At 44.9% G+C, this 18,714-nt stretch carries 16 protein-coding genes; 3 read left to right on the top strand and 13 right to left on the bottom strand.

What is annotated here, in order from left to right:
- Positions 1-4 precede the first annotated feature (4 nt).
- From C9I43_RS05345 to C9I43_RS05310, 8 genes are all read right to left on the bottom strand, one after another.
- Positions 5-334 (bottom strand): YbaB/EbfC family nucleoid-associated protein, encoded by a 330-nt coding sequence (locus tag C9I43_RS05345; protein WP_076498473.1) that lies wholly within the window; start codon positions 332-334, stop codon positions 5-7.
- Between the two features lie 213 nt (positions 335-547).
- Positions 548-3,634, bottom strand: coding sequence for a DNA polymerase III subunit gamma/tau (gene dnaX / locus C9I43_RS05340; RefSeq protein WP_107882559.1), 3,087 nt, complete (start codon positions 3,632-3,634; stop codon positions 548-550).
- Between the two features lie 118 nt (positions 3,635-3,752).
- Positions 3,753-4,304: an adenine phosphoribosyltransferase gene (gene apt, locus C9I43_RS05335; RefSeq protein WP_107882557.1), complete on the bottom strand. Its 552-nt coding sequence runs from the start codon at positions 4,302-4,304 to the stop codon at positions 3,753-3,755.
- A gap of 259 nt (positions 4,305-4,563) precedes the next feature.
- Positions 4,564-4,929 (bottom strand): YbaN family protein, encoded by a 366-nt coding sequence (locus tag C9I43_RS05330; RefSeq protein WP_076498500.1) that lies wholly within the window; start codon positions 4,927-4,929, stop codon positions 4,564-4,566.
- 78 nt (positions 4,930-5,007) lie between these two features.
- Positions 5,008-5,130, bottom strand: a complete 123-nt coding sequence (locus C9I43_RS19010; RefSeq protein ID WP_107882555.1) for a hypothetical protein — start codon at positions 5,128-5,130, stop codon at positions 5,008-5,010.
- Between the two features lie 154 nt (positions 5,131-5,284).
- Positions 5,285-6,031, bottom strand: coding sequence for an HvfC family RiPP maturation protein (locus C9I43_RS05320; protein ID WP_107882553.1), 747 nt, complete (start codon positions 6,029-6,031; stop codon positions 5,285-5,287).
- Positions 6,031-6,900, bottom strand: a complete 870-nt coding sequence (locus C9I43_RS05315; RefSeq protein ID WP_107882552.1) for an HvfB family MNIO-type RiPP peptide maturase — start codon at positions 6,898-6,900, stop codon at positions 6,031-6,033. The genes C9I43_RS05320 and C9I43_RS05315 overlap by 1 nt, the downstream gene beginning before the upstream one ends.
- 110 nt (positions 6,901-7,010) lie before the next feature.
- Entirely contained in the window at positions 7,011-7,376 is a 366-nt protein-coding gene (locus C9I43_RS05310) for an HvfA family oxazolone/thioamide-modified RiPP metallophore (RefSeq protein WP_107882550.1), read from the bottom strand.
- A 267-nt stretch (positions 7,377-7,643) separates the two neighbouring features.
- On the opposite strand from C9I43_RS05310, the gene C9I43_RS05305 reads away from it, so the two are divergent.
- Entirely contained in the window at positions 7,644-8,591 is a 948-nt protein-coding gene (locus C9I43_RS05305) for a tRNA-dihydrouridine synthase (RefSeq protein ID WP_107882548.1), read from the top strand.
- A 220-nt stretch (positions 8,592-8,811) separates the two neighbouring features.
- Complete coding sequence (locus tag C9I43_RS05300; RefSeq protein WP_076498456.1) at positions 8,812-9,171, top strand: TraR/DksA C4-type zinc finger protein; 360 nt, start codon at positions 8,812-8,814, stop codon at positions 9,169-9,171.
- Positions 9,172-9,472: 301 nt separating this feature from the next.
- Here the strand turns inward: C9I43_RS05300 and bioD are convergent, their stop codons facing one another.
- The 4 genes from bioD to bioB all read right to left on the bottom strand — a co-directional run bounded on the left by bioD (position 9,473) and on the right by bioB (position 13,633).
- The gene (bioD, locus tag C9I43_RS05295) at positions 9,473-10,204 is read right to left on the bottom strand and encodes a dethiobiotin synthase (RefSeq protein WP_107882546.1); all 732 of its coding nucleotides are present in this window, start codon (positions 10,202-10,204) and stop codon (positions 9,473-9,475) included.
- 106 nt (positions 10,205-10,310) lie between these two features.
- Positions 10,311-11,150 carry a methyltransferase domain-containing protein gene (locus C9I43_RS05290; protein ID WP_107882544.1) on the bottom strand — a complete coding sequence of 280 codons (840 nt, stop codon included), beginning with the start codon at positions 11,148-11,150 and terminating at the stop codon, positions 10,311-10,313.
- Between the two features lie 61 nt (positions 11,151-11,211).
- Positions 11,212-12,447, bottom strand: coding sequence for an aminotransferase class I/II-fold pyridoxal phosphate-dependent enzyme (locus C9I43_RS05285; RefSeq protein WP_107882542.1), 1,236 nt, complete (start codon positions 12,445-12,447; stop codon positions 11,212-11,214).
- A 133-nt stretch (positions 12,448-12,580) separates the two neighbouring features.
- Positions 12,581-13,633: a biotin synthase BioB gene (gene bioB / locus C9I43_RS05280; protein WP_107882540.1), complete on the bottom strand. Its 1,053-nt coding sequence runs from the start codon at positions 13,631-13,633 to the stop codon at positions 12,581-12,583.
- Positions 13,634-13,755: 122 nt separating this feature from the next.
- Here bioB and bioA point away from each other — a divergent pair, with 122 nt between their 5' ends.
- Positions 13,756-15,096, top strand: coding sequence for an adenosylmethionine--8-amino-7-oxononanoate transaminase (gene bioA / locus C9I43_RS05275; protein ID WP_107882538.1), 1,341 nt, complete (start codon positions 13,756-13,758; stop codon positions 15,094-15,096).
- A 57-nt stretch (positions 15,097-15,153) separates the two neighbouring features.
- Here bioA and C9I43_RS05270 read toward each other — a convergent pair whose 3' ends face one another.
- Positions 15,154-18,594 (bottom strand): hybrid sensor histidine kinase/response regulator, encoded by a 3,441-nt coding sequence (locus C9I43_RS05270; protein WP_107882536.1) that lies wholly within the window; start codon positions 18,592-18,594, stop codon positions 15,154-15,156.
- Positions 18,595-18,714 lie beyond the last annotated feature (120 nt).

Below are 18,714 nucleotides of genomic sequence, written 5' to 3'. Positions count from 1 at the left end.
TCAATTAAAATGGCATTTTCATGCCTGGTGGTAATTGCATACCGCCAGTAACTTCGGCCATTTTAGTTTTTTGGTTTTCTTCGATTCGACGGGCAGCATCATTGCAAGCCGCGGCAATCAAATCTTCCAGCATTTCTTTGTCGTCTTCCATTAGGCTTGGGTCAATTTCAACTTTACGCACGTTATGTGCGCCAGTCATGGTCACTTTAACCAAACCCGCACCTGATTCACCCACCATTTCCATACGAGCAATTTCTTCCTGCACTTTGGCCATTTTTTCTTGCATCATCTGGGCCTGTTTCATCAGATTACCCATACCGCCTTTTCCAAACATAGTCTTTTCTCTTCTATTAGGGTTAGTCGCAAGCATTAACGCGGCTAATCTTACTTAAATAAATGGGATTGGCAATCAATGCCGTTACCTTGTTAATAAACTTATGATCTCGGTGCTGAGTTTCTCAGCAGCCTGACTACAAACTTGCTGGTTTAGCTCAAATTTAAACCACTGCGTTACAAGTTATCGCGTTATAGGCCTAGTCGATAACCGTTAACTCGCGACTTCATTTAACTCAGGTAGTGCTTGTATTTGTTGACTGCGTAAATTCAACAACTCTGGCGGATACACCAAACTATCAGCATCAAGTTCGGCGCCCATACGTTGAATTAACCATTGCACATTGTCATCATGGAGCAATGATTGATGCGTCTGTTGCAGCAACTCTTGATGGAAACGCTTACGTAACTCCAAGGGCGTTTCCCGCTGCGCATCGATTCCTATGACCACTTGCACCCGTCTTGGGTTCCCGAGCACGGCACTTAATGCCTGCTCAAGCTGCACGATGGCACCATCGGCAGCAAGATGCTTCTGGTTCGGTTTAAGCAGTAGTAGTAAAGGATCGCTCTGTACTTGGTAAACAGAATTAACTGCAAGTTGCCGCACTCGCCCGCCGATATCTAGACTCGCCATTAGCTTGTACCAATGTAAATCTAATGGATGACCACTTATCGGCGAAGTCGTATTGAGCGCACCTTCCACTGCATGCGAAGTATGAGCAAGAGTAGCCGTGCTCATCGGTGTTACCGCTGGGACTGGAGATTGCGATTCACCTTGATGCTTTATTTGGGTTTGAAGCATTGCTGACGTTGGAGTCGTTTCCAGCGGCTGTTCAATATGCTGCCCTGCACTGACATCTCGCACATTATTTGATGCATCATTGATTAAATGAGTCGTATCTAAAGACGTTTGAGCACAATCAGTCTGAACACTATTCATAGCAGCGCTATTAATATCGACACTGTTAATATCAACAGTCTTCGTGTCAGCACTGTCAACATGAATGCTATCAACTTGAGTCGTTGGATTATCAGTTTCTGGCGCGGCTTCCCAAGGTGGACGATCATAGCCTGCGGTAGCTTTGACTGGTTCTGCAGCGACTAATCCAGATGAGCTTGCCATCGAAGGTGCAGCTTGATGCTCAGCGATAGGTTTAAGATCTAAGTCAAACTCATCATCAAAATCAAGGGAGTGAGCAAGGTCCACACCGGCATTTAAACCAAGAGCTAAATCAGGTGTTAAAGCAGTTTCCAAATCAATTGCCGGAGTAACAGATAACGTTGTACTCGCACGACTAGCCCCAAGTTTAGGCAAAGTCATCGTCGTCTTACTGTTTGGTGCCTTTAGTTTTGAGTCCAGTGGCGACTTTTTTTCATCACTGTCCTTAGCACTTAACGCATCAAGATCCGATAACAGTGAATCCCGAGCCGCTAATACTGCCGAGAGAATATCATCATCCGCTAATGGTACGCTGGCTGGTATTTCTGTCAAAGTAGATTCTTGAGCTACTGCTGCTAACTGATGGTCAACCGAACCTTGTACGCCTACCGCGGTTTGGATATAAGCCGTGTTTTGAACACTCTCTGCGTGTTGAACCTCATCATGCTCAGCTTGAGGCTCAAAGCTGTGATTAAAGTCATCGTCATTATATGAGCCGGATGAGAATCCAGCATAAGCATCTTGATAAGAATCGAGCGGCGCCGATTCTTGAGCATAATCCATTATTAGTGAAGATGAATGCTCAGTACCATTATCCTCAATACCAGCGGCAGAGATTGTGGTTGAAACAGAAAGTTCGTGGGCTGGTGCAGAAGCGCTTGTCGCTGACGATAATGCGTGAGGCTCTGCCTTTATATTAGCGCCGTCAACATTAAAGCCCTGGCTTTGAGCCTGACTTAAAATAACTGCCTGCTCGGCTATTAATGCCGCATCCGCCTCAATCTCTGCTGACTCCAACTCGTCATTGGCATCATCGATTACCATTTCCTGAGCACTTCTTACCGCATAAGCGCCCTTAGGTGTTACAGCGAGGGGACTTTCAGCTGAAGCGATTTCAAGCGAAGTTTCAGCCTGAAGGCTCGCTGCGGCTTGCTCAATTAACGCTGTTTTTTTTTCAGCCGTTGGTTGCTCTTGCGCTACCGTTTGCGGCGTATTTGATGTATTCCCTTCGGGTAAAATGACCTCTGCAACAATATCAGGCTGCCAACGTTTTACCGGTTTTTCTGGTACAAAAGCAACAGCACGTAATAGCGCCATCTCAAGCCCTGATTTAGGATCAGGGGCATGGGGCAAATCTTTACGACCCGTTAATAAAATTTGATAATAAAGCTGTACTTGCTCTGGCGTCAGCTGCTCAGAAAAAGCACTAATTTGCGTGCTGTACAAGGATTGCTGCGCGCAAGCAGGGGCAAACTGAGTCAAGGTGATTTGATGTAATAGCTCAAGTAAACTACGCAATACTTCTTGGGCATCGGCGCCGTACGCAAGCACTTGGGCACAGGTATGCATTAACGCGCCAATATCTGCATAGGTTAAAGCTTTAAGTAAGGCAACCACATGTTGTTCATCAATACTGCCCAGCATTGTTTGCACTTGAGTGAGCATCACATTACCGCCACCAAAGGCGATAGCTTGATCAGTCAGGCTCAGGGCATCACGCATACTGCCATTGGCGGCTTTAGCGAGTAAAGTTAATGCTTCAAACTCAAAGGGAAACTGCTCTTGGGTCAAGATATGGTTGAGCTGAGTAGCAATCTCGGTTTGAGTCAGGCTTTTTAAATTAAATTGCAAACAACGAGATAACACAGTTACGGGCAGTTTTTGCGGATCGGTGGTCGCCAAAAGAAATTTAACGTGTTCAGGAGGTTCTTCTAAGGTTTTAAGCAGTGCATTAAAGCTGCTGCGTGACAGCATGTGCACTTCGTCGATAAGATAAACCTTAAAACGGCCACGAGTCGGACGATACTGCACATTGTCTAGCAGCTCACGGGTATCATCGACCTTAGTGCGAGACGCGGCATCAACTTCAATCAAATCAACAAAACGGCCTTGGGCGATTTCCACGCAGCTGCCGCAAACGCCACAGGGAGTCGCTGTCACGCCTTGTTCGCAATTTAAGCCTTTGGCAAAGAGTCGCGCTAAGCTGGTTTTACCGACCCCACGCGTTCCCGTAAACAGGTAAGCATGATGTAAGCGCTGCTGGCTTAATGCATTGGTTAAAGCTTGTAAAACATGGCTTTGGCCAACCATTTGATCAAATGTGGCAGGGCGCCATTTTCTGGCTAACACCTGATATGACATGGGACTCCCCAGAGTATGTGATACAAAAGCGGGAGCATGCGCCCCAAGAACGTTGAAAGATAACATGTCATGATTTTACATGCTATCAAACTATCCTAAGGCGCCTTTAGCTGCAGATTTATTCGCCTTCAAACTCGCAAAGTTTAACCAACTCAAGCCCTAATGCGGTTAAACGTGCTTCACCGCCTAAATCGGGTAACGAGATCACAAAAGCGGCATGTTTTACTTCGCCGCCCAATTGGCGAATGAGTTTCACTGTCGCCTCGATAGTACCGCCAGTCGCAAGTAAATCGTCAACCACCAGCACTTTATCATTGGCATTAATCGCATCTGTATGAATTTCTAGGCAATCATGACCATATTCCAACTCATAGCTTTGGCTAATAGTTGCGCGTGGTAGTTTGCCAGGCTTACGCACAGGCACAAAACCCACAGCCAGTTCTAATGCTAGCGGCGCGCCAAATAAGAAACCACGAGCTTCTGTACCAACAATTTTGGTAAAACCTTGGCCGCGATAATGTTCAGCCAGCAAGTCGATGGTCGCTTTATAGGCTGCTGGGGTTTCAAGCAAACTGGTGACATCTCGAAATAAAATCCCTTCCTTAGGATAATTAGGAATTGTTTTAATGCTTTGTTTTATCAAGGATAAGGTTTCTGTATTCATAGCCATCATAGTTACTTAATAAGTTACTTAATTAATTCACCAACCCTGAGGTTGCGGTATAAAACAAAACGTCCACACTAGGTGGACGTTTTGTCAAAAGTCGGACAAAGTTTATGCCGCTTTAGTTTTAGTTGCAACAATCAAGACGCACTCATGGTAGATGAATCTACTATTTGTGTTTTAGATCAACCCCCAATAGGCATTGTAGTTCAACCCAACCTTAAGAATATTGCTTAACAAAAACTCGATCGAGCCGCCAATCTCATCACTCTATTTCGGGAATCGTTTTAAGATACCAGAGTAAAATCAATGCCATCACTATTAGTACGCCTTTCACCCATAAAATAGGAACTACGATAATACTAAAGCTAAAGCTGAGAATACTCACTAACATCGCTTTACGTTTTAGGCTTTTACGCATCGCGCCTTGTTGTTGCCATTGAGTTAACGTATCGGCAAACCAAGGATGTGTCATCAGCCACAAGTGCAAACGTTCACTCGAGCGAGCAAAGCAAAAAGCGGCAAGCAGAATAAAAGGTACTGTGGGTAGCAAAGGCAGCACAATGCCAAGTAAACCAAGCACTAATGCAATTAATCCTAATAGTAAAAATAACCCGCGTTTTATAACCATAATATAAAAAATGCCATTAAAAAATAAAGCCACTCGATAGAGTGGCTAATACTATACAAATTTAGCATTAATGCTGGATTAAACTAAACCAAAATGCTTTAACCACATCAAACTCGCTGGTAGCGTGGGTAGCAACAATACTAAAATAAAACCAGCAAAGTGCATAAAGTTAAATGGGTCTTTAAATGGCTCGCTACTCATTACAGCTCCTCGAGTATGGGTATAAAAGTATAAACGTCGCAGGAATGATACGGTGATTAAGATCACAGAACTGTGGATATTGTAGCGGTTTGTCAAATTAATGAAAACCCTTAAATAGTAAGGTTATTACATTTTCTCGCTAACGGATCTCATTTTATGAGCGACGGCCTAGCACAATGCCCTTGCTCACTAATTGCTCGAGTAATTGTATACAACCTTGCTCAATCATCTGAGGTTCCATTTGAGGGTAAATATTGGTTAACCAATTGATTATCTGTGTCAGTGTCACATTGCTTTGTGAGGTTAGTAATGCCATTACCTGTGCACTTAAAGGGGCTAACTGTAAAAAACAAACTTCTGCGTCAGCATCTTGATAGAGACAAAAAAATACTGGAGTATCCAGACGCCGCTGTGGGCGATAATCCTGACGAATATGTTGTACTTCAAAATGATACTGCGCCACCCTCGCCGTCTGCGACAGACATAATGTATGCAACGAAAGTTGCTCAGGGCTCAGTAGATACTCATCATCACGGCTTTGCGCCACTGCAACCACTAACTCAAGCCATTCGTAGTGAGCTAATTCAAGCATAAAAACCGGATCATTATCTGTAAGCTGGTATTGCTGCTGTAAGAAATGTAAAAACTCCCCCGCTATATCAATAAAAATCGGCGATTTGCAATCATGCTGACTAAAAAATCTCTGCACTAATGCCTGCCAATCCTCATCCGAGTACAAACTTTTCAGCACAGGAAAGCCATTCGATACAAAGCCCGTGACATTATTAAAAAATAACTCACGGTAAACCTGCATATGCCGCACATCGGTATTTACGGGTAATGGCAACGAAGGATCGCGGATATAATCAATAAAGGATTGTTGCACGAGTTTAAAATCCATCAGGCAATCCTCTTAACTGCATGACGGCTATTCTGGGCATTATAGCTAAGCGCCGCAGTGTGATAATTACGGATTTGATCTATCTCTAGCATGAGTTCTGCGGTTGTCGGTAAATTAAAATCACGCTCAAGCAAAGTCGATTTAATCCCATGCAAGGCATAGCAGCGTTGCAGTAATCTCCATACCGGATCGTTAATGGCTGCGCCGTGTGTATCAATAAGTAAATCTTCTGCTTGTTTATAGTGCCCAGCAATGTGCAAATACGCGATACGCTCCGTTGGCATTGCTTTTAAAAAGGCCTCTGCATCATATTGATGATTAACCGAATTCACATAGATGTTATTAACATCTAATAGCAGTTTGCAATCGGCCTCTTGCAGCACGGCATTGACAAATTCCAGCTCACTCATTTGTGCACCAGGAGCGGCATAAAAAGATACGTTTTCTAATATTAGCGGCCGCTCAAGTATGTCTTCCACTTGCTTAACCCGCGCCGCTACATGTTTCACCGCAGCGTCAGTAAAAGGAATAGGCATAAGATCGTATAAATGACCTTGGCCTGAGCAATAACTTAAATGTTCGGAATAGATTTGGATTTGGTGTAAGTCCATAAACGTTTTGATGTTTTTTATAAACGTCACATCTAGGGGCTCAGGGCCACCGATAGATAAACTCAAACCGTGGCAATAAAAAGTATGTTGCTCAGTCAGTTCACGAAATTGACGGCCAAACTTACCGCCTAAGGTCATCCAATTTTCGGGGGCGACTTCAAAAAAATCAATAGCGTCTGGAACCTGTGCACAAAACTCACTGAGCATTTCTCGCCTTAACCCCAGCCCGACCTGCGCCGCATCTTTCTGCTTATTCATAACACTTCACCAACGCGAATATTTTCAACTGAGATAAAAAACAGGCCAGCATAGGCTGACCTGAGCACACTCCATAAGCCCGATAATAAAGGGGATAATACCTACAGGCGTTATTGCACTTCTTTTTTAACGGCCTCGACTTTAGCATCAACTTTCTCGGTGGTTTTTGTCATATCAGCGCCGCATTTGGCTTCACCACATTTGCCTTCTTTTGCTTTTTCAGTAGCGGCTTTCTTCACATCGGCGCCACATTTGGCTTCACCACATTTGCCTTCTTTTGCTTTTTCAGCCGCGGCTTTCTTCATATCAGCGCCACATTTAGCCTCACCACACTTACCTTCTGAGCCGACGATTTGATAACCTGTGTCCATTGCTTCAAAACCAAATGGGTTCGTTTGTGCATTGACAACAAATGCTGAACTCATCACCACTGAACCTAACGCGACTGCCACTGCTGTTTTTTTAACTGAATTCATAACGTAATCCCTTCTTGTTTATTGAGTAATATTAACCAACAACAGAGTAAATCGCTGGCCTACAACAAAAGACCCGCCCTGTTTCAACTTTGTTACAAAAAATATCACTAAATCACAGAAATGGCCAAAATATTCTGTTAGAGCGATTATTTGATATGAATATGATGGGTTAATTCGTTTATTGATTTCCATTAACTGGGCCACTTTGTAACTTAGAACCAATAAGGTAGAATGCACGCCCTTTGCAATAGATATGGGTTTACTGCAGTGCGCGTGATTTTGGCTCCTATGGAAGGCGTTGTAGACGCTTTGATGCGTGACATTTTATCAACCATCAATCCCTACGATTTACTCGTCACCGAATTTGTGCGTGTGGTAGACCAACTGTTGCCAGATAAAGTGTTTTTAAAGCTGTGCCCTGAGTTACTCAATAACGGTAACACTCCTTCAGGTACGCCAGTGCGAGTGCAGTTACTCGGCCAAGAACCCCAATGCATGGGCGAAAATGCTCTACGCGCGATTGAGCTCGGCTCACACGGTGTTGATGCCAATTTTGGTTGTCCGGCAAAAATCGTTAACCGCAGTAAAGGTGGCGCGGTATTACTGCAATATCCAGAAAGTGTGCACGACATTGTTAAAGCAATGCGCCAGGCTGTCCCAAAAGAACACGCTGTAACCGCAAAAATTCGCTTAGGTTATGAAGATAAGTCACTGTTTATGGAAAATGCCATTGCGGTGTATGAAGCCGGAGCGACTGAACTTGCCATCCATGCGCGCAGCAAAGTCGATGGTTACAAGCCGCCAGCTTACTGGGAATACATTACAGAAGTACGCAAACGTTTGCCTATTCCGGTGATTGCCAACGGTGAAATTTGGAACCGTGATGATGCTAAGCGTTGTATCGAGGTCACAGGCTGCGACAGTATCATGATCGGCCGCGGGGCGATTTCGTTGCCCAATTTAGCCGATACCATCAAAACAGGCGCAACTCCTTATACGTGGGAACAAACCTTAGCGTTAATGCTCAGCTACACCCAAAGGGAATTAAATGGTCGTAAAAGCGACTATTACCCAGCCCGGATCAAGCAATGGTTTACCTATCTTAATCGTCAATATCCTGCAGCCGATACCTTGTTTAGGGAGCTGAGAGTCTATAAAACGACAGAAGAAATCGTCGCAGTATTAGAGGCGGCACAGCAAAACTTACACGATTAACCATCGCGGTTTAAAACCGAATCTCAATACGTAACTCTCTGTGTATGCCAATTAAAAAAGCTTTGTCATCACCAATATCATGCGGTAAAGATGAAGGATTTTATCGGTTTTAAAACCGTTAAAAATGAAAATATGGCAGATACTTGATCCTTATCATAGTCGTTGATAGCGGAACAATTAGACTGAACGCCTAGAGTCAAATGAATATAGGCAATTTTACGTGAGCATTACCCATATCAGACATGAATTGTCAGAACTTGAAGCTAATCTAAGGATAGAAATCGGGGCGCTCCCTTCGTTCATCGAGGCCATAGGAGAGTCTTCAGCTAACCAGAGCTTAACTGAACTCATCGATAAATTGGCTCAAACCCCATTGGCAGAACACCCGCTATTTAGTCAATTAAATAAACTCGATGCCGCTTTTTGTCAGCTCGATTTAGGTCTTTATGGTCTTTGTTCCGATTGCGAGGCCGAAATCGAAACAGTGCGATTAACTCAAGATCCCACCGAGCAGCGCTGTAACGCATGTGCTGATCATTATCAGCATGAGCATCGCCACGAGCTACGGCTCAATCATTGATAACACTCCCGCCTATTTAACCTAAACTTGTGATAATACATTGAGCTAACAGCTATCTACGTGTTTGGTTTTTCAGTCAAAATAAATTCTGCGCACTGCTGGTACTATGCGTAAGCGAATAGAAACATTTATAATATCTATGATTTTTAAGCGGTTTAATCCTAAATAGCACCAATGGATTAACCGATGAAACTCACAAACAGCAACTTGACACTCTATGCATCAACATCCAAATGCAACATCGCCATCGTCATCGTCATCGTCATCGTAACTGTGGCTCATAACACCGCTATTAAGTTAATTAATACGCTTTATCATGCAAAAGAGAAACATCGAGATGATCAGCGGCGTTCTCTGCGCTCGGTTCAGTGAGAAAAGGAATACTGCCAAGAAAAGGTGCTGACATCATTTCTTTAAGGCTGGCTAGGTTTTCGTCAAACATACTCATTTCAGGATCGACACGATTGGCCACCCAACCAGAAATCGTAAGACCATCAGCCAGTATCGCCTCTTGGGTAAGCAAAGCATGATTTAAGCAGCCGAGTTTCATTCCCACCACGAGTATGACCGGCAGCTCAAGTTTCTGTACCACTTCCGACAAATACCGGCCCTCACCTAAGGGCAAACGCCAGCCCCCCGCGCCTTCAATTAAGCAAAAATCCGCTTGGGAAAATGCCGTAAAATCTAAGCTATCGATAATCACTTCTGGCGTTAAACTCATACCCACTTGAGCCGCGGCAATGTGCGGTGCGATGGCGGGCTCAAAACTAAAAGGGTTAATCTGCGCATAGGCTAGTTTTAATGATGATGAGGTCATCAGCTGCAGAGCATCTGCATTTCGCAAACCTTCAGACGTTTGTGCGCATCCTGAAGCTATAGGCTTAATCCCTAACGTCAGCATAGTGTTCGCGGCGAGAATGCCTACGGCAGAATCTGCGCTAGCAATATGACCTAAACGATTCACTGCGGTTAATAATGCAGATGAGACTAAGGTTTTACCACTGTCGGTATCTGTGCCTGTTACAAAAAACATATTAGATCCTCATGTTTGTCTATCGCGGTTAGTTAACGCTGTTCAAATTATGATGTTACATATTAATTATCATATAGTTAAACCTAAACGCGGCACTCTTAATGCATTATTTATCAGTATTACGCCGCGCGCGAATTTGTACAATTTGATAGGTTAACGGTAAACCTTTCGGTAAACGTAACGCCTCTGCTTTGGCCTGCATTATCTGCCAATCTTGACGACCTCGTAGCTGCGGAGTTAAATCAGAAATAGCACTGGATGAGTGGGCAGATTGCACCGAAGCGCCCACCCCTTTGATTGAATAGATCAACGCTTTCAGCGTATCAAAATATACTGTCATCGGAATGAGCTGCACATCTAAGTGCTGCCATATACCGAGTTTAAATGCAGTTTTAAGTGCTACAAGCGATGAAAACTCATTCACTCTTAAGCCTAATTGGGCTAATTGATTAAGGCTCCCCTCTGCCACCAGCGTCACATGACACTCACCGTGTGGCCTTAATACCCGCGCCATTTCAGCCACAGCAGCAGGAAAATCCGCACACCACTGCAAAGCTAAATTAGAATAAATAACATCCATACTGTTATCGCTAAAGGGTAAATACTGCGCATCTGCGCATACCCCATGATAATTGGGATAAGACTGCTTTAACTTATGCAACATACCAAGGGCAATATCCACGGCAAATATAGCGCTAGACGGCTTATCCGTAAGGCTGTTGGGGTAACATGCTGAAAAATCAGTCCCAGGGCCCGCCCCAATGTCTAATAGATTACCTTTGACTAATAATCCGCTGAGCAAACTGGCGGCGCTCAGACGTTGTAATTTGTTATGGTCTTGATAGCTATGGGCCGCAGCGGAGAATCGTTGTGCAATCTTAGCCTCAGTTGTATGAGGCTTGATTCCAACAGGTTTGATTACTTCAGACTCTTTTAGGCTTGGCATTTTGGCTCACACTCATCACACAATTCAAATTCAAAAAACTCACCCAATTTATTAAACGCATTTATCTGTACTCATCCTCTGCACGGCACTCACTCACGCGAGGGATATTAACGCGCTTGAGCACTTGGGCTAATTGCGCAGCACAAGCTGCGATATCTTCAGCGCTATGCGCCGCGGTTAAGGTAATACGTAAACGCGCCGAGCCAACAGGCACTGTCGGTGGGCGAATCGCGCCAACCCAAATGCCTGCGATTTTTAACTCATCCGCCACTTGCAGGGTTTGCTGCGCGTCACCAATGATCAATGGCTGAATTGCAGTGTCTGAGTTTAAAAGAGGCACATTGGCATCAAGGCATAAGCGCTTAAACAGCGCAATATTCGCACGCAGTTTTTGCTGTAATTCAGGATGCGCCATGCTGTACTGAACAGCAGCTAACGCCAGTACGGCATTGGCAGGCGATAATGAGGTCGAATAGATATATTCTCGGGCATTACTGACTAAAAAATCGATCAGTGCTTGGCTTCCCAAGATGGCCGCGCCTTGGCAACCTAAGGCTTTACCAAACGTGACGACTTGCACATCGATAAGCTTGGCGGCTTTAGCATGTGCATTGCCATTTGCATCAGCAGCATTAAGCATGGCAAAACCATGGGCATCGTCGACAATGAGCCAAGTATGGTGTTGACGACAAAGTGCCGATAAGTCAGTAATCGGCGCACAATCGCCGTCCATACTAAACACGCTTTCAGTAATTAATGCCGATGCTTGATGTCGAACTAACAGCCGCTCAGCGCTCTCGAGGGAATTATGTAAAAAACGTTTCAGCTGCGCGCCGCTATCTTGCAAACCATCAATAATGGAGGCGTGTACAAGTTTATCGGCAATCACGGTATCTTGCTGATCAAATAAGGTTTTCATTAACGCAGTATTAGCACCAAAGCCTGAGCAAAATAGTAACGCCGCTTCATGCCCTGTTAGGGAGCAAAGTTGACGTTCAAGCGCGAAATGCGCCTCACTGTAACCTGTGACTAATGGCGAGGCGCCACTACCAACACCGTAAGTCTGCGCGCCAAGGTGCAGGGCGTCAGCAAGCTCTGGCACGCGGGATAAACCTAAATAATCATTACTACTGAAATTACTATAAGTGCGCCCTTCAAACACAAAGCGTGGGCTTGAAGTCGATGCGTTAGTATCAAGACTGTGCTCAATACTCATCACTTTGCGTTGCCGCAGTAATCCTTGCTCACGCAAAGCCTGCTGACGGGCGGAAATTTTAGTTTCGAGCAGAGAACTCATTTATTTGCTCTTAAGAAAGATAGTCTCAAACAGAGTTGCCTCAAACGTTATCGCATAGATGAGAATAACGGCATAAGATTAACAGCCACAACCGTTATAAGGTTGTGGCCTCAGGTCTAAATATTGATCAATATTACAACGCAGCCGCATCATAAAATGCTGCTGATGACCTATCTTGATACGCCGCCGCTTTAGCCAATACAGCCTTTTCTTCTTCCAGTTTTGCCGCCGGCCCCTGTTCTGGACGCAGGCCCAAACGACGGAATAACCCCATATCATCACTTTCTTCTGGGTTTGGCGTGGTTAGCAATTTACAACCGTAGAAAATCGAGTTGGCGCCAGCAAAGAAACACATGGCTTGCAGCTCATCACTCATATTTTCACGCCCCGCCGATAAACGCACACGGGAAAGTGGCATTAAGATACGCGCTACAGCGATAGTTCGCACAAATTCTAATGGATCGAGATCGTCCAGTTTCTCAAACGGCGTACCCGCCACTTTGACCAGCATATTGATCGGCACTGAATCCGGATGCTGCGGTAAATTAGCTAATTGTTGCAATAAGCCCGCACGATCCGTTGCCTTTTCACCCATACCAACAATCCCGCCAGAGCACACTTTCATGCCAGATGCGCGCACATTTGTCAGTGTATCCAACCGATTTTGATAGGTACGTGTGGTGATCACATCGCCGTAATATTCAGGCGAAGTATCTAAATTGTGATTGTAATAATCTAAACCAGCACCAGCGAGATCATTAGCCTGATCTTCTGACAGCATGCCGAGTGTCATACAGGTTTCCATGCCTAAGGCTTTGACTTCTTGTACCATTTGCTTAAGGTACGGCATGTCTTTTTCTTTCGGATTACGCCAAGCCGCGCCCATGCAGAAACGAGAAGCACCCGCGGCTTTAGCACTGCGCGCTTCGGTCAGCACAGTTTCCATTGCCAGCAAACGCTCTTTTTCAAGGCCAGTATCATAACGGGCGCTCTGCGGGCAGTATTTACAATCCTCTGGGCAAGCGCCAGTTTTAATTGAGAGCAAACGGCTAATTTGCACTTCATTAGGATCGTACACTTCACGGTGAATGCTGTGGGCTTTAAATAATAAATCATTCATCGGCAGCGCAAATAAGGCTTCGATTTCTTCCCGCTTCCAATCATGACGAACTTGCAACTGCGACATTAGACACCCTTTTTATTCTGTTTTTTATCTTGGCTAGGATAACCTCAGCCCTTAAACTGTCAACGCCAACCAGTAAAGCCAGTTGACTAACGACCACTTTTCAACCAACTCAGTGAGCATTTATGCGCAATTTACTCGATTTTGATTTTGATAGCGCCCATATTTGGCATCCTTACACCTCCATGACTCGATCTCTTCCTGTATATGGCGTACATAGCGCAAAGGGCTGCGAGCTCGAACTCGTCGATGGCCGAAAACTCATCGATGGCACTAGTTCATGGTGGGCCTGTGTGCACGGCTATGCACACCCTGAAATATTAACCGCGATGGAAAAACAGCTGCATCAGCTAAGTCATGTGATGTTTGGCGGCATTACCCATGAGCCTGCCATCGAATTATGTAAAAAACTGATTGCGATGACCTGTGAGCCACTGACTAAAGTTTTTTTATGCGACTCTGGCTCTATTGCAGTCGAAGTGGCGATTAAAATGGCGTTGCAATATTGGCAGGGGCAAAATGCACATGAAGGTTTACGCCCGTTAAAGCAACGCATTCTTACGGTTAAAAAGGGTTACCACGGTGATACCTTTGCCGCCATGAGCGTATGCGATCCAGAAGGCGGCATGCACACTATGTTTGGCGATGCTGTCACTAAACAATCTTTTGTGCCCGCACCGCAAACCACCTTTGGCGAAACCTTACAAGCCGATGATTTAACCGCAATGCGCAGTATCTTAAGCGCTCATCACAACGACATTGCTGCAGTAATCATAGAGCCGATAATGCAAGGCGCGGGCGGTATGCGTTTTTACAGTGCGGATTATTTAATCGGCCTTCGCGCGTTGTGCGATGAATTTAATGTGTTGTTGATTTTAGATGAAATAGCCACTGGCTTTGGCCGCACGGGTAAGCTGTTTGCCTATGAGCACGCTAATATCACCCCTGATATCTTATGTTTAGGTAAAGCCTTGACTGGGGGTTATATCAGCCTAGCGGCCACTTTATGTACTGATAAAGTGGCCAAAGGAATAAGCCAATCGCCAGCGGGCGTGTTTATGCATGGGCCGACATTTATGGGTAATCCGCTGGCCTGCGCTGCGGCGTGCGCAAGCTTAGACTTAATTAATCGCAATCAATGGCAAACGCAAGTCGCCACTATTGAGCAGCAAATGCGCCTAGAGCTTATGGATGCGATTGATTTACCTAGTGTAAAAGATGTGCGAGTGCTCGGCGCGGTCGGCGTATTAGAGATGCATGAGCCAGTTAATACCGCTGAACTACAGCAACAATTTGTTGATTTAGGCGTATGGGTTCGCCCCTTTGCGAATCTTATCTATATCATGCCGCCCTATGTCATTAGCACAGCGCAGTTAAGCCAACTCACCCGTGCGATGAAGCTTGTCGCAGCAGGTATTAGTGCAGCATCAATCCATTCAGCGCCACAACTTATCAGCCACGGTTAATCGTGGCTGATACCTTTATTAAACTGACCCCATATATCTGGGTTCAGTTTAATCAGCTTATTTTACTAAGCTAGAAATCAACGCCCGCAGCGCCGCAGGTTTTATCATTTTCGCCATATAGTGATAGCCGCGGCGTTGCACATCTTCCACCAGCTCTTTGCGGGTGTTGGCAGTAATCAAAATACCAGGTAAATCTTTACCATAAAGAGCGCGGATACCGTCCATCGCATCAACGCCATTCTGGCCATCATCCAAGTGATAATCAGCGAGTACGATATCGGGCGCAACGCCTTTAAGCCCAAGCTTTATGCGTGCATCGGATAAGTCTTTGGCACAAATAACCTCACATTGCCAACGACTTAATAAACTTTCTAAGCCAGCCAAAATCGCTTCTTCGTTATCGATACACAATACCTTAATACCCGATAACGGCTGTAATAATGAGGGTAATGCCTTTATTTGTGGTTGGCTCACGGTTTCTCCAAGTGGCACACAAATAGAGAACACCGAACCACTGCCTAATTGTGACGAGACTTGAATACCGTGTTCGAGTACTTTACTGATGCGATCGGCAATCGCCAGACCTAAACCTAACCCGCTGATATTGTTGCTTTTGGGGTTATTTAAGCGTTTGAACTCTTTAAAGATTTCTTGCGTTTCTTTCTCATCGATACCGCAGCCCGTATCTAGCACTTGAATTTCAAGATAATTTCCTCGATGACGACAACCAAATAACACTCTCCCCCCCCGAGCATAACGGTACGCATTAGTTAAAAAGTTTTGCAGAATACGGCGCAATAAAGAGGGATCTGAATTGACGGTTGCGCTGCATGGGATCATCTTAAAACGGATGTGACTATCGGCTGCCATTGCCTCAAACTCAACAGATAAGCCATTGATAAGCTCAGAAATAGCAAAATCACGGCGATTTACATCCACCATTCCTGAATCGAGTTTAGAAATATCGAGTAAGTCTGTGAGCAATTCACCCGCTATTTTTAATGAACTATTTACGTGGGATAACGTAGTACGAGCCTCTCGATCCAAATGAGGGTACTGGGATAGCGAGGCGGTAAATAGCCGCGCAGCGTTAAGCGGCTGCATTAAATCATGCCCAACGGCGGCCAAAAAGCGACTCTTAGAGGCATTCGCAATTTCTTCCTGCGCTTTGGCTTCTAATAGCTCACTGTTTAACATGGCTAATTCGTAGGTGCGTTCTTTAACTCGGCTTTCTAAGGTTTCATTAGCCTCAAGCAAGGCTCGTTCCTGCTTACGATATTGAGTAATATCGGTAAAGGTCATCACAAAGCCACCCGATGGCATAGGATTACCTTGAATTTTAATCACTTTGCCATCTTTACGATAACGCTCAGAAGTATGCGGCGTACCATTACGCATATGCTGCACTCGTTGCTCAACTTGTTGTTCTATCTCCCCTTCACCACAATAACCCCGCGCCGCATTAAAACGGATCACTTCACTAATAGGCATACCCTGCTGCAAAAAACCTTCAGGATATTGATATAGCTCGACATATTTGTAATTCCACGCCACTAAATTGAGATCATTATCAATGACGCTCATACCTTCATAGGCATGCTCAATGGCGCCACGTAGCATATCTTGGCTAAGCATAATTTTTGATGATGCTTCATCCACCAAACTAAACACTTCATCTAGTGCTAAATCGCGCCCTTGTAGCACAGAATCCATTACCAGCGCCGCACTTGATGCACCAAGCACGCCAGCCAATAAATGTTCAGTATGAGAAATCAGCTCAGCCGGCGCAGCTTTATGCCAACTGTCGCTTTTTACCGCATCAATCGAAAAGTGACTAAAACTTTCATAGGCCCGAGTTGGGCTGACAAAGCGACTCGCTAAAATCAGTAAATCCTGTTGAGAAATCGGACCATTTTTCTTATTCGCACCGCTTTTTAACTTGCCAGGGCTGACAAAAGCACTGGCTTGAATACGTTCGGCGACCCCTGCCCTAAACCAAATAGAGCCTAAAATATAACAGCCGATATTGGCTGAAAGTGCTGTCAATGCATCGCGCACATTGGGCGTAATGGCATCCAACAGACCGATTTCAGTGACGATACCAGACGCTAAATCAGATGAGATTTGCACATCTGTCATACCCTGCAGCATGATATAAAACCACAAACTAAAACCGACACTAAGCCCTAAAAAGACTCCGGCACGGTTGCCATGTTTCCAATAAAGCCCGCCGACTAAAGCGGGCGCAAGCTGGGCAAAAGCACCAAAGGACAACATGCCTAAATGCGACAATGAATCACTGTCTGCTAATGCCAGATAACTGCCATAACCCAAGCTCAAAATAATCACGATGGCAAAACGGCGAGCATTTAATAATAACTGTGAAAACTGGCTAAAATTCTTCTCGCGGATATGGCCTGTACGTAACATCACAGGCACTAGCCATTCGTTACTTACCATCACACTAATAGTCACTACCGCAACAATCACCATTCCCGTTGCGGCAGAAAGCGTGCCCAGCAGTGCAATGACCGCCAATAAAGGCTGATCTAAAGCCAGCGGCAAATTGATCACATAGGTATCGGCAGAAACTGAATCGCCGAGGATAATTTTTCCTGCTAGGGCAAGCGGTCCAACAAATAGACCGAATAATGCTAAATACAATGGAAATAACCAGCGGCCTTTAGATAATACTGACTCATCGGCACATTCCACCACCATCACGTGGAACTGTCTTGGCATACATAAAAAGGCTGCCATTCCGACTAATAACTCGGGCATTAAAGCTTCAATGCGCGGATTGGGGTTGTGGATCAACGATTGAGCGCTCGCTTGTTGCCAAATATCCCCAAAACCATCAAAAAAACCAAAACTGATGACAATACCAACTAACAAAAATGCTGCTAATTTAACCAGCGACTCAAAGGCAATCGCGAACATCATGCCCGGATTATGCTCAGTGGCATCGAGTTTACGGGTACCAAATAAAATGGCAAATATGGCTAATAACGCGGTAATCAGTAATGGAATGGTTACGCCATCAAGCGGATCGTCTACCGGTTGGAAGAGATTAAGACTAAATACCATAGCTTTCAGCTGCAGGGCAATATACGGCATGATGCCAAACAGGGCGATGAGCGTCACGATGGCCGCTAAGGTTTGCGATTTACCGTAACGGGCGGCAATAAAGTCGGCAACTGAGGTGATATTTTGTGCCTTTGACACTAATACGATTTTTCGTAACATGCCAAAACCTAAGGTAAAAATCAGAATAGGCCCGATAAAAATCGGTAAAAAAGACCAAAAATCATTTGCTGATTGGCCTACCGTACCCAAAAAACTCCACGACGAACAATACACAGCTAAGCTCAGTCCATAGATAGCGACCTGTAACTTTTTGGTGATCCGGCTAAACCACCGCTCCGCCCCCCACGCCAAGAGGAATAAAAGCGAGACATAACAGACGGCAATAACAGCAACGACTAAGGTTAAATTCATACTTTGCTCTTTTTTCTGATTATTGTGCGATAAAACCTGTCTAAAATCTAGCCTGACTTGTAGTGCAACAGCTTAAATATAAAGGAAATTTTAAAACTAGACCAAGGTCTAATGGAGTTG

It is taken from the genome of Shewanella morhuae, assembly GCF_003028295.1.
Taxonomy (GTDB): domain Bacteria; phylum Pseudomonadota; class Gammaproteobacteria; order Enterobacterales; family Shewanellaceae; genus Shewanella; species Shewanella morhuae.
This window is presented reverse-complemented; position numbering and strand designations above follow the sequence as displayed.